The organism is Sphingobium sp. TomTYG74 (assembly GCF_055393875.1).
The window spans coordinates 1956497-1972634 of sequence record NZ_AP027341.1; the positions used below are offsets into that span (position 1 = coordinate 1956497).

General features: G+C 63.4%; 22 protein-coding genes. 21 read left to right on the forward strand and 1 reads right to left on the reverse strand.

Annotated elements, in window-relative coordinates; translation table 11 throughout:
• From ACZ5TB_RS09830 to ACZ5TB_RS09850, 5 genes are all read left to right on the forward strand, one after another.
• Complete coding sequence (locus tag ACZ5TB_RS09830) at positions 1 to 333, forward strand: hypothetical protein (protein ID WP_460986702.1); 333 nt, start codon at positions 1 to 3, stop codon at positions 331 to 333.
• Positions 334 to 336: 3 nt separating this feature from the next.
• On the forward strand, positions 337 to 789 hold the full coding sequence (locus ACZ5TB_RS09835) for a D-Ala-D-Ala carboxypeptidase family metallohydrolase (RefSeq protein ID WP_464791096.1): 453 nt from the start codon (positions 337 to 339) through the stop codon (positions 787 to 789).
• On the forward strand, positions 786 to 1181 hold the full coding sequence (locus ACZ5TB_RS09840; protein ID WP_464791097.1) for a hypothetical protein: 396 nt from the start codon (positions 786 to 788) through the stop codon (positions 1179 to 1181). Before ACZ5TB_RS09835 ends, ACZ5TB_RS09840 begins: the two co-directional genes overlap by 4 nt.
• A gap of 132 nt (positions 1182 to 1313) precedes the next feature.
• The gene (locus tag ACZ5TB_RS09845) at positions 1314 to 1832 is read left to right on the forward strand and encodes a phage tail protein (protein WP_464791098.1); all 519 of its coding nucleotides are present in this window, start codon (positions 1314 to 1316) and stop codon (positions 1830 to 1832) included.
• The gene (locus ACZ5TB_RS09850; protein WP_464791099.1) at positions 1829 to 2500 is read left to right on the forward strand and encodes a phage virion morphogenesis protein; all 672 of its coding nucleotides are present in this window, start codon (positions 1829 to 1831) and stop codon (positions 2498 to 2500) included. The genes ACZ5TB_RS09845 and ACZ5TB_RS09850 overlap by 4 nt, the downstream gene beginning before the upstream one ends.
• Positions 2501 to 2524: 24 nt before the next feature.
• On the opposite strand, the gene ACZ5TB_RS09855 is transcribed toward ACZ5TB_RS09850, so the two are convergent.
• A complete protein-coding gene (locus ACZ5TB_RS09855) occupies positions 2525 to 3067 on the reverse strand; it encodes a hypothetical protein (RefSeq protein ID WP_464791100.1) in 543 nt (180 codons plus the stop codon).
• Positions 3068 to 3207: 140 nt separating this feature from the next.
• Between ACZ5TB_RS09855 and ACZ5TB_RS09860 the strand changes: the two genes are divergently transcribed.
• From ACZ5TB_RS09860 to ACZ5TB_RS09935, 16 genes are all read left to right on the forward strand, one after another.
• The gene (locus tag ACZ5TB_RS09860) at positions 3208 to 4101 is read left to right on the forward strand and encodes a baseplate assembly protein (RefSeq protein ID WP_464791101.1); all 894 of its coding nucleotides are present in this window, start codon (positions 3208 to 3210) and stop codon (positions 4099 to 4101) included.
• Positions 4098 to 4649 (forward strand): phage tail protein I, encoded by a 552-nt coding sequence (locus tag ACZ5TB_RS09865; RefSeq protein ID WP_460986689.1) that lies wholly within the window; start codon positions 4098 to 4100, stop codon positions 4647 to 4649. The genes ACZ5TB_RS09860 and ACZ5TB_RS09865 overlap by 4 nt, the downstream gene beginning before the upstream one ends.
• A gap of 11 nt (positions 4650 to 4660) precedes the next feature.
• A complete protein-coding gene (locus ACZ5TB_RS09870; protein ID WP_464791102.1) occupies positions 4661 to 6781 on the forward strand; it encodes a gp53-like domain-containing protein in 2121 nt (706 codons plus the stop codon).
• A gap of 9 nt (positions 6782 to 6790) precedes the next feature.
• On the forward strand, positions 6791 to 7351 hold the full coding sequence (locus tag ACZ5TB_RS09875; protein ID WP_464791103.1) for a DUF4376 domain-containing protein: 561 nt from the start codon (positions 6791 to 6793) through the stop codon (positions 7349 to 7351).
• Complete coding sequence (locus tag ACZ5TB_RS09880; RefSeq protein WP_464791104.1) at positions 7348 to 7623, forward strand: hypothetical protein; 276 nt, start codon at positions 7348 to 7350, stop codon at positions 7621 to 7623. The genes ACZ5TB_RS09875 and ACZ5TB_RS09880 overlap by 4 nt, the downstream gene beginning before the upstream one ends.
• Positions 7624 to 7634: 11 nt before the next feature.
• Positions 7635 to 7886, forward strand: a complete 252-nt coding sequence (locus tag ACZ5TB_RS09885; protein WP_464791105.1) for a hypothetical protein — start codon at positions 7635 to 7637, stop codon at positions 7884 to 7886.
• 171 nt (positions 7887 to 8057) lie between these two features.
• Positions 8058 to 8876, forward strand: coding sequence for a DNA adenine methylase (locus ACZ5TB_RS09890; protein WP_464791106.1), 819 nt, complete (start codon positions 8058 to 8060; stop codon positions 8874 to 8876).
• Between the two features lie 82 nt (positions 8877 to 8958).
• Positions 8959 to 9495, forward strand: a complete 537-nt coding sequence (locus ACZ5TB_RS09895; protein ID WP_464791107.1) for a phage baseplate assembly protein V — start codon at positions 8959 to 8961, stop codon at positions 9493 to 9495.
• 8 nt (positions 9496 to 9503) lie between these two features.
• Complete coding sequence (locus tag ACZ5TB_RS09900; RefSeq protein WP_464791108.1) at positions 9504 to 9845, forward strand: GPW/gp25 family protein; 342 nt, start codon at positions 9504 to 9506, stop codon at positions 9843 to 9845.
• A 15-nt stretch (positions 9846 to 9860) separates the two neighbouring features.
• Positions 9861 to 11036, forward strand: coding sequence for a phage tail sheath subtilisin-like domain-containing protein (locus tag ACZ5TB_RS09905; RefSeq protein ID WP_464791109.1), 1176 nt, complete (start codon positions 9861 to 9863; stop codon positions 11034 to 11036).
• A 38-nt stretch (positions 11037 to 11074) separates the two neighbouring features.
• The gene (locus tag ACZ5TB_RS09910; RefSeq protein ID WP_464791110.1) at positions 11075 to 11587 is read left to right on the forward strand and encodes a phage major tail tube protein; all 513 of its coding nucleotides are present in this window, start codon (positions 11075 to 11077) and stop codon (positions 11585 to 11587) included.
• 62 nt (positions 11588 to 11649) lie between these two features.
• Positions 11650 to 11952, forward strand: coding sequence for a phage tail assembly protein (locus ACZ5TB_RS09915; RefSeq protein ID WP_464791111.1), 303 nt, complete (start codon positions 11650 to 11652; stop codon positions 11950 to 11952).
• Between the two features lie 8 nt (positions 11953 to 11960).
• On the forward strand, positions 11961 to 12101 hold the full coding sequence (locus ACZ5TB_RS09920) for a GpE family phage tail protein (RefSeq protein WP_464791112.1): 141 nt from the start codon (positions 11961 to 11963) through the stop codon (positions 12099 to 12101).
• Positions 12101 to 14581: a phage tail tape measure protein gene (locus tag ACZ5TB_RS09925; RefSeq protein WP_464791113.1), complete on the forward strand. Its 2481-nt coding sequence runs from the start codon at positions 12101 to 12103 to the stop codon at positions 14579 to 14581. Before ACZ5TB_RS09920 ends, ACZ5TB_RS09925 begins: the two co-directional genes overlap by 1 nt.
• Before the next feature lie 10 nt (positions 14582 to 14591).
• A complete protein-coding gene (locus ACZ5TB_RS09930) occupies positions 14592 to 15005 on the forward strand; it encodes a phage tail protein (protein ID WP_464791114.1) in 414 nt (137 codons plus the stop codon).
• Complete coding sequence (locus tag ACZ5TB_RS09935; protein ID WP_464791115.1) at positions 15002 to 16012, forward strand: contractile injection system protein, VgrG/Pvc8 family; 1011 nt, start codon at positions 15002 to 15004, stop codon at positions 16010 to 16012. Before ACZ5TB_RS09930 ends, ACZ5TB_RS09935 begins: the two co-directional genes overlap by 4 nt.
• The last annotated feature ends 126 nt before the right edge of the window (positions 16013 to 16138 follow it).

Consider the following 16138-nt stretch of genomic DNA (forward strand, 5'->3'; position numbering starts at 1 on the left):
ATGGACCTGCGCCACTTTCTGGAATCCGTCATCGAATTGATCGGCTCCCTCACGCCTTCGCTGATCGGTTCCGCCGTGGCGCAGGCATGGAAGCCTGCCCTGCCTTTCCGCCAGCGCTTCCTCCAGTGGGTGGTTGGATCGACGGTCAGCTATTACGCGACCATCGCCATCATCGCCGTCACTGGCTGGAATCACTTCGCTGCGCAGTCGATCGCCTTCGCCATCGCCTTGCTCGCCTTCGACGCCACCCCGCGCATCGCCAAGGCCGCGATCGACACGCTGACCAGCGTGCCGGGCCGCCTCGCTGACCGCTTTCTGCCCAACAAGGACTGACCCATGCAGCTGTCCCCCAATTTTAGCCTGGCCGAATTCACCGCGTCCGCGACCGCGTCGGCGCAGGGCATAGCCAACGTCCCCGGCGCACGCCAGATCGCCGCGATGCAGCTGCTCTGCGCCAAGGTGCTGGAGCCGCTGCGCGCTCATTTCGGCAAGCCTGTCCGCGTCACGTCCGGCTTCCGCTCGGTCAAGCTGTGCTTGGCGGTTGGATCATCGTCCAGCAGCCAGCACGCGCAGGGCGAGGCCGCCGATTTCGAGATCAGCGGCGTCGACAATGTGACGGTCGCCACCTTCATCCGCGATCATATGGCCTTCGACCAGCTGATCCTTGAAAACTACACGCGCGGCCAGCCCAACAGTGGCTGGATCCACGTCAGCTATCGGGAAGGGCGACTGCGCAAGGATGTGCTGACCTATTCCCGCCGGTCCTATTTCAAGGGGCTGCTGGCATGATCGGGAAATCGCACCTCGCCATGGCCGCCGCGTTGGCCGCATGCACCGCAGGCATCGGTGGCTTCTTCTACGGCACGAGCGTCGGCGTCGCCAAGGAACAGGCGGCGCAGAAGCGCGCCGACGATGCGCGGGAGGCCGAGCGCAAGAAGCTGCAGGGCAAGCTGGACGCCTCGTCCGAAGCTGCACAGGCCAAAGAATATGCCCGGCAGGGCAGCGTCAGGGAAATCTACCATGAAAGCCAAAAAGTCGTTGAGCGTCCGGTTTATCGCAGCGTCTGCGTCGATGCTGATGGCGTCGGCCTGCTCGACCGCGCAGCCGCCACGGCCAACAGCGAAGATCTCTGGGGCATTGCTGGCGACACCCGCCCCATTGCCGAAGGTCCAGCGGACTGAAACTGGCGAGATGACCGGGGCGCAGTGCCACGGCAGCTTGACCAGCATCTATGACGTCGCGGGCCAGATCCGCGCCACCCTGATCGAACTGCAGGCGCAGGCCCGCATGGCGAACGCACAGGCGGATTGACGATGCGCAAGGCCGACAGCCTGCGGCAGTGGCTCACCGCCTTCCTGCCCGATCTGAAAACCCATCCCGACCGCCTGCAAATCTATGTCGAGGGCGGGCAGATCAGCACGCGGCAGTCCCGCACGCCGTCCTTCGCCTACGCCTATACGCTCAAGGTCGGAATCTGGGATTTTGCGGGCGATGCGGACACAATCATGGTGCCGATGCTGGCATGGATCGAGAAGGAACAACCCCAGCTGCTACGCCGCTCCGACGCCCAGCCCTTCACCTTCGAAGCCGAACTGCTCGACAGCGAAGCGTCCGACATCCTGATCTCGATCGATCTGACCGAAACCGTCCTTGTCCTGCCCCGCGCCGATGGCAGCGGCTATGACGTCCAGCATCCGGCGGAACCGAACTTCGCCGACGCCTTCGACGGCGTCACGGCCTCCTTCCTGCAGGGCTTCGGCAATGCTGAACTGCTGGTTGAGACCGCCGATCCCGACGCTGATCTGACCCCGGCGATTCCGCCCGACGCATGAGCGAAGACCTTGCCGAGATCGAGCGCATTGCCGGGGCGCTGATCCGCAGCCTGTCGTCGGGCCAGCGCCGCACCCTCATGCGCCGCATGGCCCGCACCATGGCCCAGAGCCAGCGCGAGCGCATCGCTGCCCAGCGCCAGCCTGACGGCTCCAAATTCGAGGCACGCAAGGAGAAGGCCCCGCCGGTGTCGGGCCGGGGCGCGACATGCTTCCTCTATCCGTCTGGCGGCGGCGGCGAGCCGCGCAAGGTCATCATGAAATCCTTCGCCTGGACGACGGGGCGCATGATGACAGGCTTCGACATTGAGGCTGGCGGTATCCGCTCATTCGAGTTCGACAAGGTTGTGAAATGGCTCCCGGTGCCCGAAGAGCACCGCAATGCAGGCGGCAGCAGCCTGCGCCGCCGTGGTGGCCAGCGCCGACGCGCGATGTTCCGGCGCTTGGCGAGCGGGCGATTCCTGCGCACCGGGGCGGATGATCAGGGCTTCTGGGTCGGCTTTTCCGGCAAGGTATCGCAGATCGCGGGCGTCCACCAATATGGCCTGCGGGACAAGCCGTCCCTGCGCGCCAGGGCTGTGCCCTATCCCAAGCGCGAACTGCTTGGCGCGACGGCGGCAGGCCGCGAGCAGCTGCTCGATCTGCTATATTCTCACATTGCTGAAGCGTGAACCGGCCATGTGCCGATCAGGCGGTCAATATCCGAAATAATGGTGAAAAAAGAGTATGGTGCCCGCGACGATGGCGGTGCCTGCGGACGCAACCTTTAGTAGACGGAAAGCGATTTCCCCTTCCTTCACGCGATCCCATTCCCGCTTAAGAATTGAACGAGAGATCTCGACCACATCGTCTTGAAGTTGCTCTCTCTGTTCGCGCGTAGACGGCTTTCCGTCGTCGGCATCACGCAGCATTTGCTCGGCGTGACGTAGAAGCCCAGCCAGTTTCTGATGATCCGGCTCATTCAAGTTTAAGCGAAGGTCAATGCGTGCCAACGTGGCGGTGGTCTTTGACCAAGTATCCATGAAGATATTGTCGGGCGCATCTTTCTTCCCTGCATCAAGCAGGATGAACAGCGCAGATGCTGACGAGATCGCATCTCCTATTTCGCTTCTAAGCGCATCGATCCAAGCCTGTCTGAACTCGGACGTTTTGTTTTCTTTGGCGATTATCAACGATAGGAGCGCCACGATCGCAGCGATGAGGGCAGCAACTATCGTCGCTTGGGGAGGCGTCCACATCAGAACCCCTTAGATCATTCCGGCATCGGCATAAAGGTGCGGGGTGAGGCAACGCGATAGAGGGCGACGGCATTTGGATAGCCGCCTGTCCAAATACAGGGGCATGGCGCACCCCCTACGCCTGCCCCGACATGGCCGCCATGGCCGATGCAACCTTCACCGCCGTTGATCTGTCGCGCCTTCCTGCGCCGGATGTCATTGAGGCTTTGGATTTCGAGACGATCCTAGCCGATGCCGTCGCGCGCATGCAGGCACTCATGCCTGAATTCGAGAGCCGCGATAGCGACCCAGCGACGAAGCTGCTGCAAGCCTTCAGCTATTTCGCCCAGCTGCTGCGCCAGCGCGTGAATGACGCGGCGCGCGCGGTCATGCCCGCCTACGCAACCGGCGCTGACCTCGACAACATCGCGGCCCTGTTCGGCATTACCCGTTTCACCCTCGTTCCGGCGGACGAAGTGCTGGGGATCCCGGCGGTCATGGAAAGCGACGCGGATTTCCGCCGCCGCATGGTGCTGGCTCCCGAAGGCTATTCCGTCGCCGGGCCGGAAGGGGCCTATGTCTTTCACGCGCTCTCGGCAGATGAGGACGTGCTGGACGCCAGCGCGATCAGCCCCGCGCCGGGCGAAGTTCTGGTGTCAGTGCTTTCGCGCACAGGATCGGGCGAAGCAGCCCCCGAACTGCTCGCGGCGGTCGATGCTTTCGTGTCCGACGAGACGCGCCGCCCGCTGACTGATTTCGTCACGGTGCAGTCGGCAGAGATCATTGAATATGCGGTCGATGCGACGCTCACCACGTTCAGCGGTCCGGACGGTAGCGTTGTGCTTGCGACCGCGCAGGCGAGCCTTGCCGCCTATGTTGAGGCGAGCCACCGGCTTGGCCGCGATATCACCCGATCGGGATTGTTCGCCGCCCTCCATGTCGAGGGAGTGCAGAATGTCGTCCTGACGTCGCCTGCTGCCGACGTCGTCGTTTCGCGCGTCCAGGCACCGCACTGCACCGGCATTACGGTCAATTACGCAGGCACGGGCGAATGATCTATCCGTCCATTCTGCCCCCGGCATCGACCGCGCTTGAAAAGGCGCTGGAGCAGGTCGCTGCAGGTCTGCTCGATTTCCCGACGCCGGTCCGCGCGGTCTGGTCGCCCAACGATTGCCCGATCGAATTGCTGCCGTGGCTCGCATGGGGCCTGTCGCTCGACAACTGGTCATCGGATTGGACTGAAGCGATCAAGCGCGCCCGCGTCCGCAAGGCCATCCCTATCGCACGTCAGAAGGGCACCGCCGCGTCCGTGCGCGCCGTCGTGGAGAGTTTCGGGGGATCGGTCGCCATTCGTGAATGGTGGCAGCAGGAGCCGAAGGCGGACCCGCACACCTTCAGCCTCGTCCTGAACCTTGATCAGAACGGCGCGCCCGCGTCGGCGGCCTTTGTCGATCAGGTCATCGCCGAAGTCAGCCGGGCAAAGCCGGTGCGCAGCCACTTCACCTTCACCCAAGGCATCACCGCCAAGGCCGATGTCGGCCTGATCGCAGCGGTTCGCCCGACCATCTACGCCCGCCTGTCCTGCACGGCACCGGCGGCCTGACCGGAGGAATCATGGCCCTTACCCTCATCGTCACCAATGCGGGCCGCGCCGCGCTTGTGAATGCCGCCAACACCGGCACCGCGCCTGTCACGATCGCTCAGGTCGGATTGTCGGCGACGGCGTTGACGCCCCTTGCCACCGCCGTGGCGCTGCCCGGCGAATTCAAGCGGCTCGCCACCCTGTCGGGCGACGTGGTGGACGATGACACTATCCATGTGATCGTGCGCGACGAAAGTACGGACGTCTTCACCGTGCGCAGCCTCGCCCTCTATCTGGGCGATGGAACGCTGTTCGGCATCTATGGGCAGGCCGCTGTCCTGATCGAGAAGTCTGCGCAGGCGATGATGCTGCTCGGCATTGACGTCCGTTTCGAGGATATCGACGCGACCGATATCACCTTCGGCGACGCCAATTTCCTCAATCCGCCTGCCACTACCGAACAGATCGGCGTTGTGGAGCTGGCGACGCTCGCGGAGGCAATCGCGGGCATCGACACCACGCGCGTTCCGGCGGCGAAGATGATCAAGGATGCCGTCACGTCGTGGCTGGACAGCCGTTTCGGGGTGAGCAATGCGGGGGTCTGGCATCCCGGCAATGATGGCAGCGGATCTGGCCTCGACGCCGATCTGCTCGACGGCCAGCAGGGCAGCTACTATTCCAACATACCCGCCCGCCTCGGCTTCACGCCCGTCCAGCAAGGCACCGGCAATGGTCAGCTGACCGCGAACAGCGTCAAGATTGGGTGGAGTGTTGCCGGGAAGCTAAAGTGTTCCGTCGATGCCGTAGATTTAGGGAATTTTGTCTTTGATAGCGACACACCCACGGTTTGGCGATCGACCAATGATGGCTCTGGTTCCGGCCTTGATGCTGACCTGCTCGACGGCCAGCAGGGCAGCTACTACCGGGACCTGGCGAATTCGACCGGCACTCTGCCCAACGCAAGAATTTCTGGCGACTATGACGGCATAGGCACCCTCACGAGCGCCCGCGTGCGTCTCACGACTGGCACGGGTGCTTCCCTCGTCAGCACAGGCCACGCTTTTCAGATCGGCCCTGACGCGGGGCTCAACCTCATTGCCGATCAGAACGATATCCAGGCGAGGAGTGACGGGGCGGCCTCCGGTCTCAATTTGAACCCTAATGGCGGGCTTGTCACGATTAATGGCGGGACAGCATATCATGGCGGAAACGATGGTTCCGGCTCTGGCCTCGACGCAGATTTGCTCGATGGACAGCAGGGCAGTTACTACACGGCAATCACTGCCCGCCTTGGTTACACGCCGGTAAACAAGAGCGGCGACACCATCACCGGCAAGGTGACGCTGGAAACAGCGGTGCCATGGATCGAGTTTTCCGAAACCGACACGGCGAAGAAATGGCACCTGATCGCTGACGGAAATACGATCAGCATCCGCGAGGACAGCACGTCGGGCGCCAATACCCGTCTGATGATCAATCCCGGCTCACTCAACCTCACCTTGGGCAGCACCTTGCTGTGGGATGGCGGCGCGGTATGGCACGCTGGAAATGATGGTGCTGGATCTGGTCTCGATGCTGACCTGCTCGATGGTCAGCAGGGCAGCTACTACACGGCTATTACCGCTCGCCTCGGCTACACCCCTGTTCAACAGGGCACCGGCACCGGGCAGTCTTCAAACACCGTCAGGATAGGCTGGTCCGTCGGGGCGCGCCTGAAAGTGACGGTCGATAGCACCGATCTCGGCAATGTGGTCTTCGACAATCACATCACCGATGTGTGGCGCGCGTCGAACGATGGCAGCGGGTCGGGGCTGGATGCGGACACAGTCGATGGTTTTCAGGCGGCCGCCTTCCTGCGCGACATTGGCGCGAGCCAGTCATCGCAGGGCTATATCAAGCTGTCGAATGGCCTCATCATTCAATGGGGCACCGCTGCGGGCACTTACACGGCCAACACGGATATTCAGGTCAACTATCCGATCGCCTTTCCCAACAACATCCTGAACGTCACGGGCGCGGGGGCGGACGCACAGGCGCAGATCAATTCGGTGGTCAGCGTCAACTATACCACCGCGCCCAATCTTACCCGCTTCCTGTTCCGCTGCAGTGTCGCAGGGCAGAACCGTTTCAACTGGATTGCGATCGGCAACTGAGGACAGCCCATGATTTATTATTCTAAAGCGCGCGGCGGCTTCTTTGATGATGCCATCCATGACATTCTCCCGGCTGACGTCGTGGAGATCTCGGCGGAAGTGCATCGCCAGCTGCTCGACAGCCAGTGCGAAGGCATGGTCATCGTCGGGGACAATCAGGGCTATCCGCAGTCGGTCGATCCCAGATCGCTACTCACGCTCGACGGCCTCAAGGATCTGCGCTGGCATGAGGTAAAGCAGAACCGCGACTGGCGCATTGACGGCGGCTGCGACGTTCCAGGCATTGGCCGCTTCGACACGGACGTGCTGAGCCGGTCGAACATCAATGGTGCTGTCACAGGAGCCTTCATGGCGAAGTCCGCAGGCGCACCCTTTGCCGTGAACTGGAAGCTGGCCAACAACAGCCTTGCCGAACTGGACGCCGATCAGATGATCATGGTCGGCCAGACCGTGCTGGCGCATGTCTCGACCTGCCATGCGCGCAGTCAGGCGCTCGGCCTGCTGATAGCCGCCGCCGAAACCATCGCGGATCTGGAAGCCATCGACATTGAGGAAGGCTGGCCCGCATGATCCGCCGCCTCGGCCATTGCGTTTTCCCGCTGCTGCGTTCGCTGGACATTCTCGCCTGCACGATCTGGCTGTGCTGCCTCTATCCCTTCGGCCTGGCCGCGCGCCCGTCAGGCCGCGAAATGGTCAGCAGCTATGTGGGTGAGGCGCAGTTCAACGGCCATCGCTGGGCCGTGCGCGCAGCCGCCGTGATTGATTGGTGTGCCATGCGGCTCGGCGACAAGCCGAACCACTGCCTGCGCGCTTTCCGCCATTACCAGTTCCTCGACGATTAAAGGAGTGCCCCATGGATATTCGTATCGGAAAACTCGACGCTGACACCCGCACCGTGCCTGTCACTTTCACCAGCGGCGACATCAAGCATGAGCGCACCGTCAATGCCGTGCTGAAAGACGATGGCAGCTATGACAAGGCAGGGACCAAGGCCCGCGTCGATGAAGTTGCGCAGGGCGTCGAGCATAAGATCAAGCTGGGCGTCATCACCAACCCGCCGCCAGCGCCAGAACTGCCGACGCCGGGTGAATCGACCGCCGAATAATGCGCGCGGCGGCTATGAACGCCGCCGTTCCCCCTTTACGGAGGGGGCTTTGGATGTCCCCACATCCTCAAAGCCGCGAGCCTGCACTCGCACTCTCAGGGCAGCGCGCCTGCCCCTTTCGAGTTCCCTCCGTGGCCGAGCCATGGAGGGACATCGTGCAGGATCTCCAACATGTCTACCCCTTTTGTTCTCGTTCGCCCCGTTTCGCCTGTCGCCGGTTACATCGGCGGAAAGCGCAATCTTTCCCGGCGGATATGCGCCATCATCGACGCCACCCCCCACAGCAGTTACGCTGAACCGTTCGTCGGCATGGGCGGCATCTTCCTGCGCCGTTCGCGCCGCCCGCGCGCCGAAGCGATCAATGACATTTCCGGCGACGTCGTGACGCTGTTTCGATGCCTTGCCGAGCATTATCCCTATCTGATCGACATGCTGCGATTCCGCGTGGCGAGCCGCGCCGAGTTCGAGCGGCTGCTGGGGCAGGATCCTGACCGGCTGACCGACCTGCAGCGCGCCGTCCGGTTCCTTTACGTCCAGCGCCTCGCCTTCGGTGGCAAGGTGTCGGGCCGTAACTTCGGTGTGGATGCGTCCGCGCCCGCCCGCTTCGACGTGAGCAAGATCGAACCGATGCTCGCCGACGTGCATGAACGGCTGCAATCCGTCGTGATCGAGCGCTTGCCCTTCGCTGACTTCATCCGCCGCTATGACCGGGAGGGCGCGCTTTTCTACCTCGATCCACCCTATTGGGCGTGCGAGCGTGACTATGGTGCCGATGTTTTCAGCCGTGCCGACTTCACCGCCCTGGCTGACCAGCTGGCCGGGATCAAAGGCCGCTTCCTCATGTCGCTCAACGACAATGAGGGCGTGCGGGCCACCTTTTCTCGCTTCACCATTGCCGCGATCGACACGACATACAGCGTCGGCGGCAAGCCGACCAAGGCTGGCGAAGTCCTGATCAGCAATTTCCCCCTGCCCGCGAACGACGCCTGACGGGCAACGCCCTGCATTTGGATAGCTTTCTATCCAAATGCAGGGCCGCGAAAGGACGAAGCGCGCGCGTCATGGTCCGCGCATGGCGAACACCCAAGATCCCGAACAGCAGGTCGGCGAGGCGATCCAGTATGGCGTCATTGCGTCGGTCGATTATGCCAATGCCACCTGCACCGTCACGCTGGGCGACCTGACCACCGGCGAATTGCCGTGGGTGGCGCAGCGTGCGGGCGCAGCGCGCATCTGGTCGCCGCCCTCTGTCGGGGAACAGTGCGTCGTCCTTGCCCCCGAAGGCGATCTGGAAAACGGGCTTGTCGTGGTTGGCCTCTATTCCGACGCCAACCCGCCGCCTTCCAACGATCCTGACGTCATCCAGATCAGCATGCCCGATGGCGCGTCGTTCAGTTACAACCATGCAACGCACGCCCTCGCCATAACGCTGCCTGCAGGCGGCACGATGACCGTGGATGCCCCCGGCGGGACATCGTGGACCGGCGACATCGACGTCGAAGGCAAGCTTACTGCCTCGGATGACGTCGTTGGCGGGGGGAAGAGCCTCAAGAGCCACAAGCACGGCGGGGTGCAGGCAGGCGCTGCCCAGACCGGAGCGCCGGCCTGATGGCGGGCATGGCGCGATCTTCCGGGGCGGTGCTGGATGGCCTCGAACATATCAAGCAGTCGGTTGCGGATATTCTCTCGACGCCGATCGGCACGCGGGCTGGTCGCCGCAATTATGGCTCGCTGCTACCCGAACTGATCGACCAGCCCATGACCCCGGCAAACATCCTGCGGATCTATGCGGCGTCGGCGGTGGCCATCTCCCGCAACGAAGACCGGCTGCGCCTGCGCCGGGTCAGCCTCGCCGCCGGGGAGCGCCCCGGAGCCGCCACCATCATCATCGACGGCGACCGGACCGACACCGCCGCCGCGAACGCCCGCACTCGCCTCGTCCTGCCCCTCAGTCTGTAACCCAAGGAGCCTGTCATGACCTTCAAACATGGTATCACCGTTACCGAGATCGAAAGCGGCGCTCGCACGCTGACTGCCGTCTCCACCGCCATCATCGGCTTGGTCGCCACCGCTTCCGACGCTGATGCCGCCGTGTTCCCGCTCGATCGCCCCGCACTGATCACGGACGTTGAAACCGCCATCGGCGATGCTGGTGTGCTGGGCACGTTGGCGAAGTCCCTGCGCGCCATCGCCGATCAGACCCGCCCGATCATCGTCGTCGTGCGCGTCGAGGAAGGCGCGGATGCTGCCGAGACCGCCAGCAATGTTATCGGCACTACCGATGCCGACGGCCAGAAGACCGGTATGCAGGCGCTGCTGGCCGCGCAGGCGCAGCTGGGCGTCAAGCCGAAGATCCTCGGCACCCCCGGTCTTGAGACGCAGGCGGTAACGGCGGCACTGGCCGTGGTGGCGCAGAAGCTGCGTGGCTTTGCCTATGCTCGCGCGATCGGCGAGACCGTCGCTGACGCCGTCCTCTACCGTGCCAATTTCAGCGCGCGCGAACTCATGCTGCTGCTGCCTGATTTCCTCGCCTGGGACACGGTCACCAGCGCCAACGTCACCAGCTATGCCGCCGCCCGCGCGATGGGCCTGCGCGCCCTGATCGACACCCAGACCGGCCCGCACAAGACGCTGTCGAACGTCGCTGTGCAGGGCGTCGTTGGCCTGACCAAAGATATTCATTGGGATATCGAGGACATGGCGAGCGAGGCCGGGCTGCTCAATGCTGCGGAAGTGACCGCCCTTGTCCGCACGGACACCGGCTATCGCTTCTGGGGCAACCGCACCACGGCAGAGGCGGAAAGCCTGTTCGCCTTCGAAAGCACAGTGCGCGTCGCCCAGCTGCTCGCCGACACCATCGTCAGCGGCATGATGTGGGCGATCGACAAGCCGCTGACCCCGGCGCTGGCCAAGGACATCATCGAAACCATCAACGGCTTCTTCCGCCAGTTGAAGGCGCAGGGGATCATCCTCGGCGCAAACGCATGGTTCGATGAGGCGAACAACAGCACGGCCAGCCTCAAGGCGGGCAAGCTGCGCATCGACTATGACTACACCGTGCCGCCGCCGCTGGAAGATCTGGGCTTCAACCAGCGCATCACGGACAGCTACTTCGCCGATTTTGCGAGCCAGCTGGCCGAGACGGTCTGATCCCGCCCCCTTCATCCCTTCAATCATAGGAGCCAGCGATGGGACTGCCCCGCATCCTCAAGAACATGAATTTCTATAACGAAGGCTTCGCCTATGGCGGCGAGGCCAAGACCGTCACGCTTCCCACCCTAACCCGCAAGATGGAGGAATATCGTGGCGGCGGCATGGGCGGGCCGGTCCAGATCGACATGGGCATGGAGGCCATGGAACTGACCGCCACCTTCGGCGGTCCGGTCCGCGACGTTTTGCGCCAGTGGGGCACCCCCACGGTGGACGGCGTCTATCTCCGCTTCTCCGGCTCCTACCAGACGGACGACAGCAGCGCGGTCGATACGATCGAGGTCATCGTGCGCGGTCGCTATTCCGAGATCGAAATGGGCGATCAGGAAGTGGGCGAGGTCGGTGAATCGAAGATCACCATGGCGCTGGCCTATTACAAGCTGGTCTGGAACGGGCGCACGGAAATCGAGATCGACCCGATCAACATGGTCGAGATCGTTGGCGGCGTGGATCGCAGCGCCGAGCTGCGCGCCTCGATCGGCATGTTCTAATCACAATCGGCCCGGCCTCGCCGCCGGGCCGCCCTTTTTCCCTTTGACCATTGGAAACGATCATGAACGAAGCAGAACTCCGCTCTGTGACCCTCGACGCGCCGATCGCGCGCGGCGAGCAGTCTATCGACACTGTGCAGGTCAGGATGCCCCATGGCGGCGAACTGCGCGGCCTGTCGCTGTCCGCGTTGCTCAACCTCGAATATGGCGCACTCGAAACCCTGTTGCCGCGCATCACGATTCCGCCGCTGACGAAGCCGGAAGTCGCCGCGCTCCATCCGTCCGACCTGATCCAGCTGGGCAGCGAGGTCATGGATTTTTTGCTGCCGAAGGCGGCAAAGGCGGCGCTCTCCCCGAACGGGTAGAGGAAGTCATGGCGGATCTGGCGGTCGTGTTTCACTGGCAGCCACCCGCCATGGACAGCATGTCTCTCTCTGAATTGATGGGCTGGCGCGCGATGGCCGAAAAGCGCTCCCGTCCCCCTGAAAGCACCGGCAAGCGCGGGAAACGCTGATGTCCGACAGAAACCTTCGAATTCGTGTGCTGATGGAAGGCGCGGACCGGCTGACCCGCCCGATGCGCGAAGCCGCCGCCGGTAGCAGCCGTCTCGCCCAGGCACTGAAAGCGACCCGCGACCGGCTCAAGGATCTGGAGGCGGCACAGGCGTCGATCGGCGATTTCCGTCAGCTGAAAACCGGCCTGTCCGAAACAGAGCGGAAAATGGCCGAAGCGCAGGCACGGACCACGCGCTTGGGCCGGGAACTGGCGCAGACGGAAAATCCCACCAAGAAGCTGCGCACCGAATTTGAACGCGCACGCCGGGAATCGGCCAACCTCTCGACCGAGCATCAGCAGCAGTCCGCCCGATTGCAGGAACTGAGGGGCCGTCTCTCAGCTGCGGGCGTCTCGACGCGGGATCTTGTCGCCGGGGAACGGCGGCTGCGGTCGGAAGTGGCGGAAACCACCGATCAGCTGCGCGCGCAGGAGAGGCGGCTACAGCAGGTGACGGATCGCGCCCGGCGCTTTTCGGAGGCGCAGGGCAAATTCTCGCGATTGCAGGGCACGGCAACGGGCCTCGCGGCGGGCGGCATGGCGTCGATCGGCACCGGCATGGCCATCACGGCACCGCTGACGGTCGCCGTGGAAGGCTCCATGGAATTCCAGTCGGTCATGACCGACATCAATCAGAAGGTGAACCAGAGCCGCGAGGCGGGCCGCCTGATGGGCCTCGAACTGCGCAAAGCCGCGCTACAGGTCAATCAGTTCCCTGCGGATCTGCAAAAGGGCGTCGATACCCTGACGGGCTTCGGCCTCGGCGCGCGGGACGCCGTCGATATGATGACGCCGATCGGCCGCGCGGCAACGTCATACAAGGCTGAGATTGACGATCTGGGCAAGGCGACCTTCTCGGCACATGACAATCTGAAAGTGCCGATCGACCAGACCGCTAAGGCGCTGGACGTCATGGCGCAGGCAGGCAAGAGCGGCGCGTTCGAAGTCAAGGATATGGCGCAATATTTCCCCGAACTGACGGCCAATATGCAGAGCCTCGGTTCGAAGGGCATTCCGGCGGTCGCGGATCTGGCCGCCGCGCTCCAGATCACGCGCAAGGGCGCTGGCGACGCTGCTGGCGCAGCGACCAACCTCCAAAATCTGCTGTCGAAGATCAACGCGGGCGACACGATCAAGAATTTCCAGAAGTTCGGCATCGACGTTCCCGCCGCGATGAAGAAAGCGGCCAAGGAAGGGCGCAGCCCGATCGAGGAGATCGTGCGACTGACCCAGAAGGCGACCGGCGGCGATCAGGCCAAGCTGTCCAGCCTGTTCGGTGACATGCAGGTCCAACAAGCATTGCGCCCGCTTATGTCGGCCTTCTCCGAATATCAGTCGATCCGCAGCGAAGCGCTGGCCGCCAATGGCACCGTCAACACTGATTTCGCCGATCGCATGAACGACGACGCGGAAAAGGTGAAGCGGCTCCAGATCCAGACCAAGAATCTTTCAACCACCGTGGGCGACCAACTGCGGCCCTTGGTGGGCGATATTTCGGACCGCTTCTCAAAATGGGGCTCTAGCATTGCCGCCGTCGCGGAACGGCACCCGAACCTGACGCGGGCCGCCGCCGTCGCCGCTGGGGTGCTGGCCGCGCTGTTCATCGTCGTGGGCGGTGGCGCTATCGTGCTGGCCGCCCTTGTCGCGCCGTTCGCCGCGCTATCCGCTGCGGCGACCCTTCTGGGCGTGGGCCTGCTGCCGCTGATCGGCATTGCTGCGGGCGTCGTCATCGGCATCGGTGCATTGGCGGCAGGAGCCTATCTGATCTACTCCAAATGGGGCGCAATCTCCGCTTGGCTGGGCGGCGTCTGGTCGGAGATCACCGGCTATTTTTCGGGCGGGATTGCTGGAATCACCGCGTTTCTTGTCAACTTTTCGCCGATGGGCCTGCTCTATGGCGGCATCGCCGCGCTGCTGAACTGGCTCGGCTTTTCGGTGCCCGCCCGACTGTCGCAAGTCGGCAGCTACATGATCCAAGGGCTGATCAACGGCATAACCGGCATGTTGGGTGCGCTGAAATCGACCATCGTCAACGCCGCCAGTTCCGTCGCCAATTGGTTCAAGGAAAAGCTGGGAATCCATTCGCCATCCCGCGTCTTTGCCGGTCTGGGCGGCTTCGTCATGGCGGGTCTGGATCAGGGGCTGGCGGCCAACGCATCCGGCCCGCTTTCGCGCATCACGGATCTGTCGGGCCAGATGACCCGCGCGCTGGCCGTGGGCGCGGGCGGCGTGGCGATTGTCACCGCCTCGCCCTTGGCTGCTCAAGTCCCCGCCAGCGCGCCGGGGGGGGCAGGGGCGGCATCCGCGCCGGTCCAGCAGGCGACCTACAATATCACCATCAACGCCAATGGCGGGAGCGGGCAGGACATCGCCGATCAGGTCCGCGAGGCGATCGAGCAGATAGAGCGCGAGCGGCGCGGGCGCGGCTTTGGCGACGAATAGAGGGGGCGATATGCACTTGATGGCTCTGGGCATGTTCCTGTTCGAGATCGGGACGCTGGCTTATGACGAAATGCAGCGGAAAACTGACTGGCAACATGCCCGCTCCGCCCGCGTCGGCGCGCGGGACGCGACGCAATATGTCGGCCCCGGCGATGAAACAATCAGCCTGTCGGGCAAGGTCTATGCGGAGATCGCGGACGGGCGCGTTTCGCTCGATGATCTGCGCACCATGGCGAACGATGGTGAGGCGCTGCCGCTGGTCGATGGCAGTGGGACCGTCTATGGCAATTTCGTCATCGCCGCGCTCGATGAGCGTCACGCCTTCCTCATGGCCGATGGCCGCGCGCGGCGGATCGACTTCGGCATAGATCTGCTGCGCGTGGACGATCCAGCAGCCGCCAACAACGCCCAGGCATCGGCATGAGCGAGAAGATCAACAACATCGCGGATTGGCGCGTGACACTCGACGGCAAGGATCTGTCGGACCGGCTGCGCCCGCGCCTCGTCTCCCTCTCTCTGTCGGAAAAGCGCGGCGATGAAGCCGACCAGCTGGATATTGTGCTCAACGACACGGACGGCATGCTGGGGATCCCGAAGGAAGGCGCTGTGCTGAAGGTGCAGCTGGGCTGGAAACAGGGTGCGGACGTTACGACCGGCCTGATCGATAAGGGCAGTTTCAAGGTGGACGACGTGTCGCACAGCGGCCCGCCCGATCAGATCACAATCAAGGCGCGCGCCGCCGACTTCACCAGCAAGATCCGCAACCGGCGCGAGCAGAGCTGGAAGAACACGACGCTGGGCGCGGTGCTGAAAGACGTTGCGGGTCGCAATGGGCTGACCCTGAAAGTCGCATCGGACCTTTCCTCGATCGCGCTGCCCTCGATCAGCCAGAGCCGGGAAAGCGACATCGCCTTCCTCAAGCGCCTTGGCCGCGAGCATGATGCCGTGGCGACCATCAAGGACAAGCATCTGATTTTCGCGCGCAAAGGCGCGGGCACAACCACCAGCGGCAAGGCCATGCCGACGCTGACGATACACCGATCCGATGGCGACCGCCATAACTGGCAGCGGCAGAAGCGGGACGGTCAGGAAGGCGTGACGGCCAGCTGGCACGACAAAAAGGGCGCGAAGCGTAAAACCTTCACCGTGGGGAAGGAAGACGGCGCGAAGAAGCTGCGCAAGGTCTATCCCGACGAGGCATCGGCGAAGCGCGCGGCCATAGCAGAACGGGACAGGCTCAAGCGGGCACCGGCCACCTTTGATATGAAGCTGGCGCTGGGCCGCGCCGATGCTATCCCGGAAGCGCGCGTGACGGTCAGCGGCTACAAGGATGAAATCGACGCCACCACATGGCTGATTTCGGAAGTGACGCACCGGCTCGACAAGTCGGGCGGCTTCACCACCGATGTGAAGATGGAGACGGCTCCTTGATCAGATCAGGAAGCCGCCGAACAGCAGCGCCGCTAAAGCCCACAGCGGCACCCAGATCCACAAGTTGTCGCTTCGATAGTTCCAGAGGCGGGACAACAGGCGCAGGAGCGGCTTCATAACTGGTGA

What these genes read in the sequence shown, in the direction of transcription:
- ACZ5TB_RS09830 (WP_460986702.1), top strand. Translation starts at nt 1, where the DNA reads ATGGACCTGCGCCACTTTCTGGAATCCGTCATCGAATTGATCGGCTCC.
- ACZ5TB_RS09835 (WP_464791096.1), top strand. Translation starts at nt 337, where the DNA reads ATGCAGCTGTCCCCCAATTTTAGCCTGGCCGAATTCACCGCGTCCGCG.
- ACZ5TB_RS09840 (WP_464791097.1), top strand. Translation starts at nt 786, where the DNA reads ATGATCGGGAAATCGCACCTCGCCATGGCCGCCGCGTTGGCCGCATGC.
- ACZ5TB_RS09845 (WP_464791098.1), top strand. Translation starts at nt 1,314, where the DNA reads ATGCGCAAGGCCGACAGCCTGCGGCAGTGGCTCACCGCCTTCCTGCCC.
- ACZ5TB_RS09850 (WP_464791099.1), top strand. Translation starts at nt 1,829, where the DNA reads ATGAGCGAAGACCTTGCCGAGATCGAGCGCATTGCCGGGGCGCTGATC.
- ACZ5TB_RS09855 (WP_464791100.1), bottom strand. Translation starts at nt 3,067, where the DNA reads ATGTGGACGCCTCCCCAAGCGACGATAGTTGCTGCCCTCATCGCTGCG.
- ACZ5TB_RS09860 (WP_464791101.1), top strand. Translation starts at nt 3,208, where the DNA reads ATGGCCGATGCAACCTTCACCGCCGTTGATCTGTCGCGCCTTCCTGCG.
- ACZ5TB_RS09865 (WP_460986689.1), top strand. Translation starts at nt 4,098, where the DNA reads ATGATCTATCCGTCCATTCTGCCCCCGGCATCGACCGCGCTTGAAAAG.
- ACZ5TB_RS09870 (WP_464791102.1), top strand. Translation starts at nt 4,661, where the DNA reads ATGGCCCTTACCCTCATCGTCACCAATGCGGGCCGCGCCGCGCTTGTG.
- ACZ5TB_RS09875 (WP_464791103.1), top strand. Translation starts at nt 6,791, where the DNA reads ATGATTTATTATTCTAAAGCGCGCGGCGGCTTCTTTGATGATGCCATC.
- ACZ5TB_RS09880 (WP_464791104.1), top strand. Translation starts at nt 7,348, where the DNA reads ATGATCCGCCGCCTCGGCCATTGCGTTTTCCCGCTGCTGCGTTCGCTG.
- ACZ5TB_RS09885 (WP_464791105.1), top strand. Translation starts at nt 7,635, where the DNA reads ATGGATATTCGTATCGGAAAACTCGACGCTGACACCCGCACCGTGCCT.
- ACZ5TB_RS09890 (WP_464791106.1), top strand. Translation starts at nt 8,058, where the DNA reads ATGTCTACCCCTTTTGTTCTCGTTCGCCCCGTTTCGCCTGTCGCCGGT.
- ACZ5TB_RS09895 (WP_464791107.1), top strand. Translation starts at nt 8,959, where the DNA reads ATGGCGAACACCCAAGATCCCGAACAGCAGGTCGGCGAGGCGATCCAG.
- ACZ5TB_RS09900 (WP_464791108.1), top strand. Translation starts at nt 9,504, where the DNA reads ATGGCGCGATCTTCCGGGGCGGTGCTGGATGGCCTCGAACATATCAAG.
- ACZ5TB_RS09905 (WP_464791109.1), top strand. Translation starts at nt 9,861, where the DNA reads ATGACCTTCAAACATGGTATCACCGTTACCGAGATCGAAAGCGGCGCT.
- ACZ5TB_RS09910 (WP_464791110.1), top strand. Translation starts at nt 11,075, where the DNA reads ATGGGACTGCCCCGCATCCTCAAGAACATGAATTTCTATAACGAAGGC.
- ACZ5TB_RS09915 (WP_464791111.1), top strand. Translation starts at nt 11,650, where the DNA reads ATGAACGAAGCAGAACTCCGCTCTGTGACCCTCGACGCGCCGATCGCG.
- ACZ5TB_RS09920 (WP_464791112.1), top strand. Translation starts at nt 11,961, where the DNA reads ATGGCGGATCTGGCGGTCGTGTTTCACTGGCAGCCACCCGCCATGGAC.
- ACZ5TB_RS09925 (WP_464791113.1), top strand. Translation starts at nt 12,101, where the DNA reads ATGTCCGACAGAAACCTTCGAATTCGTGTGCTGATGGAAGGCGCGGAC.
- ACZ5TB_RS09930 (WP_464791114.1), top strand. Translation starts at nt 14,592, where the DNA reads ATGCACTTGATGGCTCTGGGCATGTTCCTGTTCGAGATCGGGACGCTG.
- ACZ5TB_RS09935 (WP_464791115.1), top strand. Translation starts at nt 15,002, where the DNA reads ATGAGCGAGAAGATCAACAACATCGCGGATTGGCGCGTGACACTCGAC.